At 58.6% G+C, this 15,006-nt stretch carries 15 protein-coding genes; 7 read left to right on the top strand and 8 right to left on the bottom strand.

Annotated features, from left to right (window positions below):
- Window positions 1-13 precede the first annotated feature (13 nt).
- Window positions 14-1,165 carry an NAD(P)-binding domain-containing protein gene (locus AC1Q5O_RS21985; RefSeq protein ID WP_492565921.1) on the top strand — a complete coding sequence of 384 codons (1,152 nt, stop codon included), beginning with the start codon at window positions 14-16 and terminating at the stop codon, window positions 1,163-1,165.
- Between the two features lies 1 nt (window position 1,166).
- Here the strand turns inward: AC1Q5O_RS21985 and AC1Q5O_RS21980 are convergent, their stop codons facing one another.
- Window positions 1,167-1,895 (bottom strand): TetR/AcrR family transcriptional regulator, encoded by a 729-nt coding sequence (locus AC1Q5O_RS21980; RefSeq protein WP_492565919.1) that lies wholly within the window; start codon window positions 1,893-1,895, stop codon window positions 1,167-1,169.
- A gap of 166 nt (window positions 1,896-2,061) precedes the next feature.
- On the opposite strand from AC1Q5O_RS21980, the gene AC1Q5O_RS21975 reads away from it, so the two are divergent.
- From AC1Q5O_RS21975 to olsC, 5 genes are all read left to right on the top strand, one after another.
- Window positions 2,062-3,255, top strand: coding sequence for an HlyD family secretion protein (locus AC1Q5O_RS21975; RefSeq protein ID WP_492565917.1), 1,194 nt, complete (start codon window positions 2,062-2,064; stop codon window positions 3,253-3,255).
- Window positions 3,256-3,278: 23 nt separating this feature from the next.
- Window positions 3,279-4,856, top strand: a complete 1,578-nt coding sequence (locus tag AC1Q5O_RS21970; RefSeq protein ID WP_463012448.1) for a DHA2 family efflux MFS transporter permease subunit — start codon at window positions 3,279-3,281, stop codon at window positions 4,854-4,856.
- Window positions 4,857-4,960: 104 nt separating this feature from the next.
- Window positions 4,961-5,524: a methylated-DNA--[protein]-cysteine S-methyltransferase gene (locus AC1Q5O_RS21965; RefSeq protein WP_492565914.1), complete on the top strand. Its 564-nt coding sequence runs from the start codon at window positions 4,961-4,963 to the stop codon at window positions 5,522-5,524.
- Window positions 5,525-5,595: 71 nt separating this feature from the next.
- The gene (locus tag AC1Q5O_RS21960) at window positions 5,596-5,772 is read left to right on the top strand and encodes a hypothetical protein (protein ID WP_464663918.1); all 177 of its coding nucleotides are present in this window, start codon (window positions 5,596-5,598) and stop codon (window positions 5,770-5,772) included.
- Window positions 5,759-6,610 (top strand): ornithine lipid ester-linked acyl 2-hydroxylase OlsC, encoded by an 852-nt coding sequence (gene olsC, locus AC1Q5O_RS21955; protein WP_464663919.1) that lies wholly within the window; start codon window positions 5,759-5,761, stop codon window positions 6,608-6,610. Before AC1Q5O_RS21960 ends, olsC begins: the two co-directional genes overlap by 14 nt.
- An 18-nt stretch (window positions 6,611-6,628) precedes the next feature.
- On the opposite strand, the gene AC1Q5O_RS21950 is transcribed toward olsC, so the two are convergent.
- The 7 genes from AC1Q5O_RS21950 to cyoA form a co-directional block, all read right to left on the bottom strand.
- Window positions 6,629-7,162: a response regulator transcription factor gene (locus tag AC1Q5O_RS21950; protein ID WP_464663920.1), complete on the bottom strand. Its 534-nt coding sequence runs from the start codon at window positions 7,160-7,162 to the stop codon at window positions 6,629-6,631.
- Complete coding sequence (locus AC1Q5O_RS21945) at window positions 7,152-8,459, bottom strand: ATP-binding protein (protein ID WP_492566325.1); 1,308 nt, start codon at window positions 8,457-8,459, stop codon at window positions 7,152-7,154. The genes AC1Q5O_RS21950 and AC1Q5O_RS21945 overlap by 11 nt, the downstream gene beginning before the upstream one ends.
- 64 nt (window positions 8,460-8,523) lie before the next feature.
- Window positions 8,524-9,288, bottom strand: a complete 765-nt coding sequence (locus tag AC1Q5O_RS21940) for an SURF1 family protein (RefSeq protein WP_492565912.1) — start codon at window positions 9,286-9,288, stop codon at window positions 8,524-8,526.
- Window positions 9,289-9,314: 26 nt separating this feature from the next.
- Window positions 9,315-9,689 (bottom strand): cytochrome o ubiquinol oxidase subunit IV, encoded by a 375-nt coding sequence (gene cyoD / locus AC1Q5O_RS21935; protein ID WP_464663924.1) that lies wholly within the window; start codon window positions 9,687-9,689, stop codon window positions 9,315-9,317.
- Window positions 9,686-10,321: a cytochrome o ubiquinol oxidase subunit III gene (gene cyoC, locus AC1Q5O_RS21930; protein WP_492565909.1), complete on the bottom strand. Its 636-nt coding sequence runs from the start codon at window positions 10,319-10,321 to the stop codon at window positions 9,686-9,688. Before cyoC ends, cyoD begins: the two co-directional genes overlap by 4 nt.
- Window positions 10,318-12,324 (bottom strand): cytochrome o ubiquinol oxidase subunit I, encoded by a 2,007-nt coding sequence (gene cyoB / locus AC1Q5O_RS21925; RefSeq protein ID WP_492565907.1) that lies wholly within the window; start codon window positions 12,322-12,324, stop codon window positions 10,318-10,320. The genes cyoC and cyoB overlap by 4 nt, the downstream gene beginning before the upstream one ends.
- Window positions 12,325-12,340: 16 nt before the next feature.
- On the bottom strand, window positions 12,341-13,492 hold the full coding sequence (cyoA, locus tag AC1Q5O_RS21920; RefSeq protein ID WP_472460216.1) for a ubiquinol oxidase subunit II: 1,152 nt from the start codon (window positions 13,490-13,492) through the stop codon (window positions 12,341-12,343).
- Between the two features lie 188 nt (window positions 13,493-13,680).
- Here cyoA and AC1Q5O_RS21915 point away from each other — a divergent pair, with 188 nt between their 5' ends.
- A complete protein-coding gene (locus AC1Q5O_RS21915) occupies window positions 13,681-15,006 on the top strand; it encodes an MFS transporter (protein ID WP_403182753.1) in 1,326 nt (441 codons plus the stop codon).

Below are 15,006 nucleotides of genomic sequence, written 5' to 3'. Positions count from 1 at the left end.
TTTATGATCAGCTATGCCTTCAGATCAAGCGGCCCCTCCCATACTTGTACACGGCGCGGATGCTCCCTCGGGACAGCACGATGCGCGCGCGCTGTTGAAGGCGGATATTGTCGTGATCGGGGCCGGGCAGGCGGGTCTTTCCTCCGCCTATCACCTGCAACAGCTTGGCCTGAAATCCTGGAAGAATTACCTGGTTCTGGACAAATCGCCCGGTGCCGGTGGCGCTTGGCAGTACCGGTGGCCATCCCTGACTTTGACGACGGTCAATCGCGTTCACGATCTGCCGGGGCTGCGGTTTGTCGAGGCGGTTGATGCTGGTGACGAAGTCAAGGCATCGGTGGCGGTGCCGCAATACTACGCCGCCTATGAACGGAAGTTCGAATTGCCGGTCTATCGGCCGCAGACGGTCAAGGTCGTGTGCGAGCGCAACGGCCGCTTTCGTATCGAGACCGAAGAGGGTGGTTTTTCCGCGCGCGGCATCATCAATGCAACGGGAACGTGGGAGACGCCCTATATTCCAGCCTATCCAGGCGCAGAAAATTTTGAGGGCCGGCAACTGCATACCCATGACTACAAGACAGCGGATGAGTTTACCGGAAAGCATGTCGTTGTTGTCGGTGGTGGCATTTCCGCGCTGCAATTGCTGGACGAAATTTCCCGGGTCACGTCGACGACCTGGGTGACGCGGCAGGAACCGCAGTTTCGCGATACACCGTTTACGCCAGAAGATGGGCGGGCGGCGGTGGCGATTGTGGAAGACCGGGTGCGACGCGGTTTGGTACCGGGCTCGGTGGTCTCAGTCACCGGGATTCCGTGGACGCCGGCGCTGCGCGCAGCGCAGGCGCGTGGTGTGCTCAAACGGCTGCCCATGTTTACCGGGATCACCCGGAATGGCATACGCTGGTCCGATGGCCGGGAACAGCGCGCCGACGTCATTTTGTGGTGCACGGGGTTCCGCAGTTCGCTCGATCATCTTGCCCCGCTGCAGATCCGCGAGGAGAATGGCGGCATTATCATGTCGGGCAGGCTGGCGACACAGGTTGCCAAGGATCCGCGCATTCATCTGGTCGGTTACGGTCCTTCGGCGTCCACCATAGGTGCCAATCGTGCCGGCGGCGCGGCCGCACGCGAACTCACGGATTATCTCGGGCTGCAGAAAGAGTAAACTATCCGGAACTGGCTGGCCTGATGCTGCATCCCTCGAGGAACAATGCCGCTGCCATAGCCACGCGTTCTTCGATCTCGCGGTCTTCGGGAACGCTGTCCAGCCCCAGTGTCGCGATGCGGAAGGGTTCTGCGGTGACCATGCCGAGCAGCATCGTTGCGGCAATCCTGGAATTATCGAGCTTGATCAGTCCGCGCTTTTCCTGCTGTTCCAAAAAACGGGCGACCATGGCCGAGCTTCGCGACGGACCTTCCCTGTAGAAGGCTCTGGCGACTTCCGGAAAGTTCAGGGCTTCGGCCGTCACCAGACGATAGAATGCGACGGTCTGGTCGGATAGGACGAGGTGCGCAAATTCGCTCAGGATATGTTCGAGCGCGTGTTTCAGTCCCAAATGGTCCAGTGATTCCGTATGAATCGTCTGCAGGAAAGCGTCGACCCTGCTGGCTATCTGCTCGCCGCGTTCTGCCACGATGGCCGCAAGCAGTTCGGATTTCGTTGTCCAGAAGCGGTAAATGGTCCGTTTCGCAACACCCGCCTCCCGGGCAACCGTCTCCATCCGGGTCGCGGTGTAGCCGTTTTCCAGCAGCACATGGGTGGCGGTCTGCAGGATCAGGTGTTTCGTCTCCGCGTCGGACCGGTTTTGCGGCCGTCCGCGCGGACGTTTGATCTCTGGTGTGTTTTCGTCCTGATTGTCCCGCTCGATCTCGATTGTATCCGTTGGTTTTGTCACCAGTCTTCTGCTTTCGGTCTTCAAAAATAGTTGCTTGCGCATTTTCTGTCTTGCAAACGGAATTGTCCAGACATAATTAGGGAACTGCTGGGTTCCTTATTTATCCCCGACCCGAGTTCTCCCAATGAACCGTGCCGATCTAGTTCCTCAACTAAGGGCATTCGCCATGACCAAAAACACGCAACCCCTCGATCTCAAGGTTGAAAAGACACTGAGTGCCGACGAAGCCATGTCGGCACCGCAGGAAGGCAAGATGGAGCCGCCGCACAAGCAGCCGCCGCGCAATGTTCGAAAGTTGCTGCTGATTGGCGCAGCTGTGATCGTTGTGGGACTGGGAGCGAAGTTCGGCTGGCACTACTGGACCGTCGGACGGTTCCAGGAATCAACCGACGATGCCTATGTGAAGGCCGATTCCACCATCGTTGCCCCGAAGGTTTCCGGCTATGTGCGCGAAGTGCTTGTGGCGGACAATCAACCCGTCCGTGCCAATCAGCCCCTCGCAAAAATAGATGACCGCGATTACGTGGTTGCGCTTGAGCAGGCGAAGGCTGATGTCGCCGCGGCACAGGCTGACATAGAGAACATCGTGGCGAGTCTCGACCAGCAGCAGGCAGCGATTGCCCAGGCGCAGTCGACCGTATCGGTCGATCAGGCCAGCTTGAAATTTGCCCAGCAGGACAATGACCGTTACGGCGCCCTCGCAACACAAGGGGCAGGAAGCGTGCAGAACGCCCAGCAGGCCGTTTCCAAGCTGGATATCGCCAAAGCGACACTCCAGCGTGATGAAGGCGCCGTTGTTTCGGCGCAGAAACAGATGGGCGTGCTGCAAGCCCAATTGGCCAAGATGAATGCCGCCCTTGCGCGCGACAAGGCTGTTCAGGATCAGGCCGAACTCAATCTGGGTTACACGACGATCGTCTCGCCGGTGGATGGCGTGGTCGGTAACCGCACCCTGCGCGTCGGCCAGTATGTCCAGTCCGGAACCCAGCTGATGGCGGTCGTTCCGGTTGACGATGTCTACGTTATCGCCAACTTCAAGGAGACCCAGCTTACGGATGTGAAAAAAGGCCAGCCTGTCGATATCGCCGTCGACACCTTCCCGGATGTCGCCCTGACGGGGCGTGTCGACAGCATTGCACCGGCCAGCGGCCAGGAATTTGCTCTGCTGCCGCCGGACAATGCAACCGGTAATTTCACCAAGATCGTGCAGCGTATCCCGGTCAAGGTTGTCCTGGACAATGACAGCAAGCTCACCGGCCTGTTGCGTCCCGGCATGTCGGTGACCCCGACCATCAATCTCAAGGATTCCGACGGCGCGGCCAAGTGCGGCGAGACTGCCTGCTTCAAGGCCGCCAATTAGCAAATCCGGATAGGACGAAGAAAATGTCCGTTGCTGCCACACCCGTTGCCGATCAGGAACGCCCCGCAAGCCTCAAGACGTGGATTACCGTCTTTGCCGGCCTGATCGGCGCCTTCATGGCTGTGCTGAATATCCAGATCACCAATGCCTCGCTCCTCAATATCGAGGGCGGTATCGGCACTGGTGTCGACAATGGCGCGTGGATTTCGACGGCCTATCTCATCGGCGAAATCATTGTCATCCCGTTGACCGACTATCTCAGCCGGGTGTTTTCCTTCCGGCGTTTCCTGCTGGTCAATGCCCTGCTGTTCCTGGCGTTCTCGGTGGCCTGTGCCTTTGCGCGCAATCTCGAAGAGATGATCATTCTGCGGGCCATTCAGGGTTTTACCGGCGGCGTGCTCATTCCGATGGCGTTCACGCTGATCCTGACCAAGCTGCCGCGGTCACAGCATTCCGTTGGCATGGCCCTCTTTGCCATCACCGCAACCTTTGCGCCAGCGATCGGTCCGACCATCGGCGGTTACCTCACCGAGAATTACGGCTGGCAGTACATATTCTTTATCAATCTCGTTCCCGGCGCCTTCATGGTCACCGCGCTCTATCTCAATCTCGAGCGCCAGCCGATGAACCTCGGCCTGCTGAGGGAGGGCGACTGGTTCGGCATTCTGGCGATGGCCATCGGTCTCGGTGCGCTTCAGACGGTGCTTGAAGAAGGCAACAAGAACGATTGGCTGGGTTCGCCCTTCATCGTTCGCCTGACGATCGTCGCTGTGGTGTTTCTGGCGCTGTTTGTCTGGATCGAACTGACCGTGAAAAACCCGGCCGTTAATCTGCGTCTGTTGAAACGGCGCAATTTTGGCCTCGGCACCGTTGCCAACATGCTTGTCGGTTTCGGCCTCTACGGGTCGGTGTATCTGCTGCCGCAATATCTTGGTCAGGTGCAGGGCTACAATTCCGAACAGATCGGCTCGGTCATGGCCTGGACCGGCTTGCCGCAGCTTTTGATCATTCCGTTCGTTCCGATGCTGATGGGCCGGTTTGATACGCGCATCATCGTGTTTCTCGGCCTGTGCGTGTTCGGCGGCAGCTGTTTCATGAATATTCACATGTCGGCCAACTATTCCGGCGATCAGCTCTGGCTGCCCAACATCGTTCGCGCCGTCGGGCAGGCTGTGGTGATGGCACCGCTGACGGCCATCGCGATGGTGGGTGTTGCCCGTCATGAGTCCGCTGCGGCGTCCGGCGTTTTCAACATGCTGCGGAACCTCGGCGGTGCATTCGGCACGGCGATGCTCGCCACGATCGTCACCAAACGGGAACAGTTCCATTCCAACACCATTGGCAATTCGGTCAATCTGTTCAGTGAAACGGTTCGGGGCAGACTTGACCAGATGACGGCCTACTTCATGGCGCATGGTGTGACAGACCCCGTTGCGGCACGTGAACAGGCGATCATTGCGCTTGGCCAGACGGTCAAAAGGCAATCGCTGATCATGGGCTATAGCGACACGTTCGTTGTGCTGGGTGCAATGCTGATCATTGCCGCTTTCTTCGTGCTTCTGACCAAGAAAGGCCAGGCGAGCGGCGCTCCAGCCCATTGAATGTGTCATGGGCTGGCAACAGCATTCTCCCGGTGCAAGAAACGGGTTGAATTCCGGTGCCGCCGGCATGATGTTCATGACATGTGAAAGACGGAGGCCATGTCATGGGTCAGACAGTGCACAGCTATCATATCTTTGAAACCGAAGGCGGGTTTTGCGGAATTGCCTGGAATACGCGTGGTGTGACGCGGTTCCAGCTTCCGACAAGGAATGCAGAGGGAACGGAGCGGCTCTTGCTCCGGCGCCTGCCAGTCGCCGAACCTGCAGCGCCCACGCCGGCAATTTCCGAAGCGGTTGCGGCGGTAAAGCGCTATTTCAAAGGTGAAGAAACGGACTTTTCCGGAATCGTGCTGGATCTTGACGGGCAGGACGAGTTCTTCAAACGCATATATGACGCTGTCCGGCGGGTTGGATGGGGCCATACGGTTACCTATGGCGGATTGGCCAAGGAGCTCGGTGCCGGGCCGGAAGCCGCACGGGACGTGGGGCAGGCGATGGCGAAGAATCCGGTCGCCCTGATCATCCCCTGCCACCGGGTGCTGGCGGCGGGCGGCAAGGTTGGCGGTTTCTCGGCGCCAGGCGGCTCAACCTCCAAAATCCGCATGCTGGAACTTGAAGGCGTGCATGTCGGCGCGCCTGAACCTGCCCAGCAAACACTGGGCTTTTAGCCAGACGCTACCGGAGAGGGCCCCATTGCGCGGATTCACGATCGCGTGATCCGCGCCATTGTGCCTGTGGAATGGCCAAAAAAGCCTTTGAAAAAGGTGAGTTGGCTTCTCAATTATTGCTGCAGCACCTAGAAACTCCGCCTGGATCGTATAATCTGGCCGGTGCGAATGTCCGGCCGCGTGCCCTGGTGGCAATGGCGGGCGGACTTTCGGTAAGACCAATGAATGATTGGGATGATCGTGACTGACAGAACATTGAAAGAAACAGATTCAGGACAACTGCAAACTGGAAATGCGGATCAATCCTTCGCGACGGCCGGTATCGCACCGATGGATCGCCCGAGCCGGGTCACGCGTTTTTTCATGAGCATTGTCTCCTGGGCCGAAGGGCTCAATCTCAAATATGCCAAATTCGGCAATCCTCCCGTCTACGACAATGCAACCTTTCCCTGGTCAAGCGAGATCGAGAAAGCCTGGCCGGAAATCCGCACCGAACTTGATCGTGTCCTTCTCCGGCAGAGTGAATTGCCGGCGTTCCAGGAGATTTCCACGGACGTCAAAACCATCTCGACCGACAAGAACTGGAAGACTTTCTTCCTGATCGGCTTCGGGGTGAAATCGGAACAGAACATTCAGGCCTGTCCGAAGACATGGGCGGCCGTGCAGAAGATTCCCAATCTGAAGACGGCCATGTTCTCGATTTTCGAACCCGGCAAGCATTTGCCGCCGCATCGCGGCCCCTATAATGGCGTGCTGCGTCTCCATGTCGGTATGATCGTTCCCGAACAGTCAGACAGGCTGGCCATTCGCGTCAAAGACCAGATTTGCCATTGGCACGAAGGCAAGGCGCTGATTTTCGACGATGCCTACGAACATGAAGCGTGGAATCACACGGACAAGACACGCGTCGTTCTCTTTGTCGATTTCGTCAAACCCACACGGTTTCCAGCCAATATCGTCAACTGGATGTTGATGAACCTGGCGGTGTTCACCCCGTTCATCCGGGAAGGGCTCGACAATCACAAGGAATGGGAAAAGCGCTTTTATGCGGAAGCGGAAAAGCTGCGCAACCAGCCCGGCCGATAGGTGAAGGGCAGCGCCGGGTCAATTCACCCGGCGTTTCTCCAGTTTGCGGGCGAGGGTGCGGCGGTGCATGCCGAGCCGCCGGGCTGCTTCCGAAATGTTGAAGTCTGTTTCCACCAGCATCTGGTGGATACGCTCCCATTCCAGCGTCTTGATCGATGTCGGGCGCGCGGTCAGATCGATCTCCGTATTGCCTGCGGCCTTGCTGAAAGCTGCTTCGATGTCGTCGGAATTGGATGGCTTGGCGAGGTAGTGACAGGCGCCGAGCTTGATCGCTTCCACGGCGGTGGCGATGCTGGCGAATCCCGTCAGCACAACGATCAGCATTTCCGAATCATGGGCATGCAGCGCCTCGACGCAGGTAAGACCTGACGCGCCGGAAAGTTTCAGATCGACGATGGCGTAGTGGGGTGACTGGGTTTGCAGGATGTCCCGCAGTTCTTCCAGTCCGCTTGCCAGCACCACATTGTATTCGCGCCGTTCGAACGAACGTTTCAGCGTCCGGGCAAACGCCGTATCGTCCTCGACGATAACCAGCAGCCGATCATTTGTCATGTTCGCGCACTCCGATGGCCAGCGAGGCAAGCGGCAGTTCCAGCGTCACGGATGCGCCGCCCTGCGGCAGGTTGCGGGCATGCACGGCACCACCGAGCTTGCGCACGGCGTTGACGACCAGAAACAGTCCTAGGCCGCCGCCGAGACGGCCCTTGCTTGACTGGTAGGGCTTGCCGAACTTTGCCAGTATATCCGGCTGGAAGCCGGGCCCGGCATCATTGACACGCAGCACCAGCATATCACCCTCGCGTTCCGCCAGAAATCCGACCCATCCCGGCGATGCGTCGAAGGCATTGTCGAGAACGTTGAAGATGACCTGCTTGAGCGCCGAGTCGGAAACGATGGTGAGATTGAGCCCGAAGGCATTTCCGTAGGAAAGCGTCGTTGCGGACCGCGCCGCCCGCCATTCGGCGACCAGTTCATCCAGGAAGGCATTGACGGTGGTCACCGTGGGCGCTTCGCCGCGCGCCTCGCCTGCCGCCAGCAGAATGCCCGTGACGATGGCCTTGCAACGCTGCACTTCGGCCTGCATTTCATCGATTTCCTGAACGAGATCGGGATCGGCGGCAAGAGCCGGAACCCGCCGCCAATCTCCGAGGATGACCGACAGGGAAGAAAGAGGTGTGCCCAGCTCGTGTGCCGCGCCGGAGGCAAGCAGGCCCATGCGGACGATATGGTCTTCTTCCGCCGCATGCTGTTTCAGGGCGGCAAGATTGGCGTCGCGCTCACGCAGGTTGCGGTTGATGCGGGCAACGAAGACGACGAGCAGGGCGGCGTCGAGCACGAAGCAGATGAGCATGCCGATGATGTGAAGGCGGAAAAGTTCGTCTGGGCCCTGACCGGGCAGAATGATTGGCTCGTAGAACACCGTCAGGCCGGCAAAACTGATACCGGCAATGGCGACGATTGCCGAGGTCAAGCGTGCGTCAAGCAAGACGGCGCTGAGTGTGACCTGCAGCAGATACAGAAAGATAAACGGATTGGTCGCGCCGCCGCTCAAATAGAGCTGCGCCGTGAGCGCTGCCACGTCGAAGACAAGGACAATGAACAGGGAAGCCTGCGTGGTGATCTGATCGTTGCGGAGCCAGACGATACTGGCGAGATTCAGCCCGATCAAACCCGCCAGAACCAGGAACATCGGCAGCAATGGCAATTCAAGATTGAGCCATTCATGCACAACGGCGATGGTCACGACCTGCCCGATGACCGCGATCCAGCGCAGCTGGACCAGCAGGTTCATATTCTTCCAGTTGGCGGTGTAATCAGCTGGCGGCGCTGCTGGCCGAAGCCCGGCCATCAGGCCGTCTTCAGTTTGGCGGATCTGGTTTGAATCCACTCGGTTCGCCTCTGGGTTCAACATATCAGGCCTGATTCAATCGCATGGTTTTGCGGACTTGCCATTCATATCGTCCAACATAAATCAAAGCCGCGGCCAACATGAGCGCAAGTGCAAACCATGTTATGGCATAAACCAGATGATTGTTGGCAAAACGGATAACCGTCAAGCCGCCGATCGGCAGATCATCCGGATTGGCCCCGGCGTCCCTGTCGATGAAATAGGGGGCTACCTCTCCGAGTGCGCGCGCGGTGGCGATGGCAGGGACATCACGCGAGTACCAGCGGTCGGCAGCGGGATCGTTGCGTCGCAGAAAGCCGCCGCCAGGCTCGGTCATGCGAAGAAGACCGGTCACGGCCTGCGCCGTCACAGCGCTCACCTGCCATGAATCCTGTGCAGCATCGTCCGGTACAAAGCCACGATTGATCAAGACGGTGATACCGTCATCGGTCTGGAATGGTGAAATGACCCACGAACCGCTGCCGCGTTCGGTAACGGCCTTTACAAGCGTGTCATGGCCGGCCCGGAAATGCCCGCGGACCTGGACATGACGGTAGGTTTCCGTGTCATCGATCCCAGGCCATTGGGACGGACCGGGTGCGGAAACTGCCGGTGCATGGATACGCTGTTCGACGCGCTGGATGAGGTCGAGCTTCCAGACGCGTCGCTCCAGCTGCCAGACGCCGAGCCCTGTCAGCAAAAGCACGCCCGAAAGGCCGATCAGACCGAGGAGGCCGAGTTGCCACAGAGCTCTGGGCCGGGAGCTTGGAGAGTGGCCATCATCATCCATTGCATCGTCCCGGAGTTATTCTGCCATCACGGTATCTGGCTCATGTCATGCCCGGGCATCATGTTGGTATTGAGGTGATACATGACCCATAGGGAGCCGGTCAGGGTGATGACGACAAGGACGAGTGTGAAGATCAGCGCCATCATGTTCCAGCCATTTTCCGACCGAACATTCATGTGCAGGAAAAACACCATGTGAACCACGATCTGGATCACGGCCAATGCCATGATCGCGAATGCGGTTGCCTGTTTTGAGTCCAGTGCGCCGGTCATGACCAGCCAGAAAGGAATGGCCGTCAGGATGACCGAAAGGCCAAAACCGATCAGATAGGATCGCAGGGAACCATGGGCATGCCCATCGTCTTCCGCGTGGCCGTGATCATCCGTATGTGCTGGTGTCATCGCAACATTCCCATCAGATAGACAAAGGTGAAGACGCCGATCCAGATGACGTCGAGGAAGTGCCAGAACAGGCTGAGGCACATCAGCCGGCGCTTGTTTGCCTGGATAAGGCCATAGCGCTTGACCTGGATCATGAGCGTGACCAGCCAGACCAGGCCAACGGTGACGTGCAGGCCGTGTGTCCCGACGAGCGTAAAGAACGATGACAGGAACGCACTCCGTTGCGGCGTTGCGCCCTCATGGATCATGTGCGCGAATTCGTAGAGCTCGATACCAAGGAAGGCCAGGCCGAACAGACCCGTCACGGCCAGCCATCCCTGCGTCGCGGCAATCCGTCCCTTGTCCATGGTGAGCATGGCAAAGCCATAGGTGATGGACGAGAAAAGCAGCATCGACGTGTTGAGCGCCACGAGCGGCAGATCGAAGAGATCCTTGGGTGACGGCCCGGCCGCATAATTGCTGCCAAGCACGCCATAAGTTGCAAACAGCACAGCGAAGATAAGGCAGTCGCTCATCAGGTAAATCCAGAAGCCGAACATGGTGCTGCCGCCTTCAGCATGATCATGCTCGTCCACCAGATAGAACGTCGGCGCGATTGCGTCCCCGTGCACTGCGGAAGCTGGTGAACTCATCGTGCAGCTCCTGCGAGAAGAGCGGTTCGCTCACCTTCCGTGCGGACAACATCCTCCGCCGGTATGTGGAAGTCGCGCTTGTAGTTGAAGGTATGTCCGATGGTGACGGCAAGCAGGGCAATGAAGCTGGCTGCCGCGAGCCACCAGATGTACCAGATCATGGCAAAGCCGAAGATGATGCTCAGGACCGCCAGGATGATGCCTGTGCCGGTGTTGCTGGGCATATGGATGGCCTTGAAGCCTTCAAGCGGACGGGTGTAGCCACGCCGTTTCATGTCGTGCCATGCATCGAGGTCATGTACCACCGGCGTGAAGGCGAAATTATAGGCCGGTGGCGGCGACGAGGTCGACCATTCCAGCGTGCGTCCATCCCAGGGATCGCCTGTCAGGTCGGCCAGCTTCTCGCGGTTGCGGATGCTGACATAGATCTGGATGAGGAAGGACAGGATGCCGATGGCGATCAGGACGGCGCCGAAAGCCGCAATCACGAACCAGATCTGCAGCGACGGATCGTTGAACACGCGCAGGCGCCGGGTCACACCCATCAGGCCGAGTACATAAAGTGGCATGAAGGCGAAGTAGAAACCGATGACCCAGAACCAGAACGACATCTTGCCCCAGAACGGATCGAGCTTGAAGCCGAATGCCTTCGGGAACCAGTAGCTGATGCCGGCAAACAGGCCGAACAGCACGCCGCCGATGATGACATTGTGGAAGTGCGCCACAAGGAACAGGCTGTTGTGCAGGACAAAGTCTGCCGGAGGTACGGCGAGCAGCACGCCGGTCATGCCGCCGATGACGAAGGTCAGCATAAAGGCGATTGTCCACATCATCGGCAGTTCGAAGCGGATGCGCCCGCGATACATCGTGAACAGCCAGTTGAATATCTTGGCCCCGGTGGGGATCGATATAATCATCGTCGTGATGCCGAAGAAGGAATTCACGCTGGCGCCGGAGCCCATGGTGAAGAAGTGGTGCAGCCAGACGAGATAGGCGAGGATGGTGATGACGACCGTGGCATAGACCATCGACGTGTAGCCGAACAGACGCTTGCCGGAGAACGTGGAAGTGACCTCGGAGAAGATGCCGAAAGCCGGCAGAATGAGAATGTAAACCTCAGGATGACCCCAAATCCAGATGAGGTTGACATACATCATCGGATTGCCGCCGAAATCATTGGTGAAGAAGTTCGTGCCGACATAACGGTCAAGGCTGAGCAGGGCGAGAACGGCAGTCAATACCGGGAAGGCGGCCACGATCAGCACGTTGGTGCAGAGCGCCGTCCAGGTAAAGACCGGCAGCTTCATCATGGTCATGCCGGGCGCGCGCATCTTGACGATGGTCGCCACCAGATTGACGCCGGACAGGAGCGTGCCGATACCCGCGATCTGCAGCGCCCATATGTAATAGTCCACCCCGACATCGGGACTGTATCCGATGTTGGAAAGCGGCGGATAGGCAAGCCAGCCGGTCTTGGCAAATTCCCCGACAAACAGCGACATCATGACGAGAATCGCCCCGGCCGTGGTCATCCAGAAACTGAAATTGTTGAGGAACGGGAACGACACATCACGCGCGCCGATCTGCAGCGGAACGACAAAGTTCATCAGACCGGTGACAAGCGGCATGGCCACGAAGAAAATCATGATCACGCCGTGGGCGGTGAACACCTGGTCATAGTGGTGGGCCGGGAGATAGCCGTCGGAGCCGCCGAAGGCCATGGCCTGTTGCAGGCGCATCATGATGGCGTCGGCAAAGCCGCGCAGCAGCATGACGATGCCGAGGATCATGTACATGATGCCGATGCGCTTGTGGTCGATGCTGGTGAACCATTCGCGCCAGAGGTAGCTCCAGAGGCGGTAATAGGTGAGAAGCCCCACCAACGCCAAACCGCCAAGGGCCACCATGGCAAATGTGCCGACCAGGATCGGCTCATGATACGGGAAGGATTCCAGGGTCAACCGGCCGAAGACCGCCTTGAGAAGATCGGGATTATCAAACATGTCGGACTCAATCCGTTCAGGAATTCGATGGACGGCGCTGTGCGCCGAACAGTGGGGCAGTTGGGCGTGGCAGTCCGGCACCGAGTATTGGTGAGGAGTCGCGTGGTGACAGCAGTGGAGATTGTGCGGCCGCCCGCATTCTCTCTTCCTCTTCTGTCGTGCATATCCGTGCGACATAGGTTGTCGGCGGAGCAAAAATGGCGCCGCGTCGCCTATATTTGTCATATTCGAGCGGGTGGACATTGTTGATGCCGGCAAGCCCGAGCCCGCCCTTGGCATCGATTGAACTCATCTCGTCCATGCACATTTTGCCGAGCTCGACGCAGCGGTTGAGCACGGCGGTGAAGAGCTGTGTCTCGACACTGCCGTAACGGCGCGCCGGCTCGTTTTCGCTGGGCCGTTCAAGGTCGAGATAGGCGTTTCGATCTAGCTTGGCGCCCTGCGCTTTCACGTCGGCCATCCATTTGTCAAAATCGGCATCGGACAGGCCGAGGAAGGCAAATTTCATGCCCGAGAAACCCGCGCCGCTGTAGTTCGCCGAGAAGCCTTCGAAGGTGCCGGGGTGGTTGATCACGGCGCTGAGTTTCGTCTGCATACCCGGCATGGTGTAGATCTGGCCTGCAAGCGCCGGAATATAGAACGAGTTCATGACCGCCGACGATGTCAGACGGAAATCGATTGGCCTATCCACCGGGGCGGCCAGTTCGTTGACCGTCGCCACACCATATTCCGGATAGATGAACAGCCACTTCCAGTCGAGCGCCACGACTTCCACCTGCAGGGGCTTGACCTGCTTGTCGACCAGCCTGCCGGGCGCAATGCGATCCAGCGGACGGTAGGGATCAAGCAGATGCGTACCCATCCATGTCAGCGCGCCAAGGCAGATGATGATGAGGAGCGGTGCGGCCCAGATGATCAGTTCCAGTTGCGTCGAGTGATCCCAATCGGGTTCGTAGCGTGCCTCTGTATTGGATTGGCGATAACGCCACGCGAAAAACACCGTCAACAGCATGACGGGTACGATGATGATCAGCATCAGGATGGTCGAGATGACGATCAGATCCCGCTGCTGTGCAGCTACGTCGCCAGACGGGCTCATGACGACGGCATTGCATGCGGTCAGCATGGTGAGAAATGGAAGTATGGCGACGGCAAGAAAACGTTTCAAGGTCGTTCCTGTCATGATAACGGCGCTAATTTGCGCCATCCGTAACGGCACCCCATTCAAAGTGACATTGGACAATTTGCCCAATCCTTCCCTAATGTGTCACAATGATAAAGGAGATGCTAGCATAAGCCGTGAACGCGGCTTGACGTCAGCAGCTGCCAAATCAGGATTGAGGAGCGCAACGAGACATGAGCGCGGAAATAGGGGTGCCCTCATCGACGCACGGACGTGACGTGAAGGGCCTGCATGGCCACGAGGATGTCAATGTCGGTGAGATCGCCATCGGTGTCATCATCGGGCGTACGTCGGAGTTCTTCGACTTTTTCGTCTACGCCATCGCCTCCGTCCTGGTCTTTCCGAAGCTTGTCTTTCCCTATGTCGATCCGCTGACGGGCACGCTCTATTCCTTTGCAATTTTTGCGCTCGCATTCATCGCGCGTCCGCTTGGAACCGTGATCTTCATGGCCATCGACCGCACCTATGGCCGCGGCGTCAAGCTCACCATTACCCTGTTCCTCCTGGGAAGCTCGACGGTAGCGATTGCCTTTCTGCCGGGTTACGAGCAGGTGGGCTGGATATCGGCGCTGCTACTTGCGCTTTTCCGGCTCGGCCAGGGCCTGGCGCTGGGTGGTGAATGGGACGGTCTTGCCTCCCTCCTTGCACTGAATGCGCCGGAACGCCGCCGCGGCTGGTACGCCATGATCCCGCAGCTCGGTGCCCCGCTCGGACTGATGGTTGCGGCCAGCCTGTTTGCATTCTTTGTCTCGCACCTTTCCGCGCAGGATTTCCTGGAGTGGGGCTGGCGCTATCCCTTCTTCGTCGCCTTTGCCATCAATGTGGTGGCGCTGTTCGCGCGCCTGCGCATGGTCGTGACGGAACAATATGCCGAGCTCTTCAAGCGCCGGGAACTGCAGCCGACGACGGTCAGCGACACGTTGCAGACAGAGGGCCGCCATGTGGTCATCGGTGCCTTTGCGCCTTTGGCCAGTTTCGCACTCTTCCATATGGTGACGGTGTTTCCGCTGTCATGGGTCTTTCTCTTCACGGACCAGGGACCGGCACGCTTCCTCATGATCGAGACGATTGGTGCGGCGGTCGGCGTGTTGGCGATCTTTGCTTCGGGAAATATTGCTGATCGCGTTGGCCGGAGCCGTTTGCTCATCGCCACAGCCATCGCCATTGCCGTGTTCAGCGGGTTCGCCCCTCAGTTGCTTGACGGCGGCGATATCGGCGAAATCATCTTCATGGTCTTCGGCTTCCTGCTTCTCGGCCTGTCGTTCGGCCAGTCCTCCGGCTCAGTCGCATCGAATTTTTCCAGAAGATACCGCTATACGGGATCGGCCCTGACAACGGACCTCGCATGGCTGTTCGGTGCGGGTTTCGCGCCACTTGTCGCCTTGATCCTGTCGAGCCGCTTTGGTCTCATCGCGAGCGGAGCCTATCTGCTGTCGGGTGCCGCATGCACGCTGATCGCCTTGGCAATAAACCGGCAGATTGACGGCCGCGACAAGTAG

The organism is Phyllobacterium sp. MT110 (assembly GCF_058792715.1).
The sequence above is the reverse complement of the archived record's forward strand: the minus strand, read 5'-3'. Positions and strand labels throughout refer to the sequence as shown.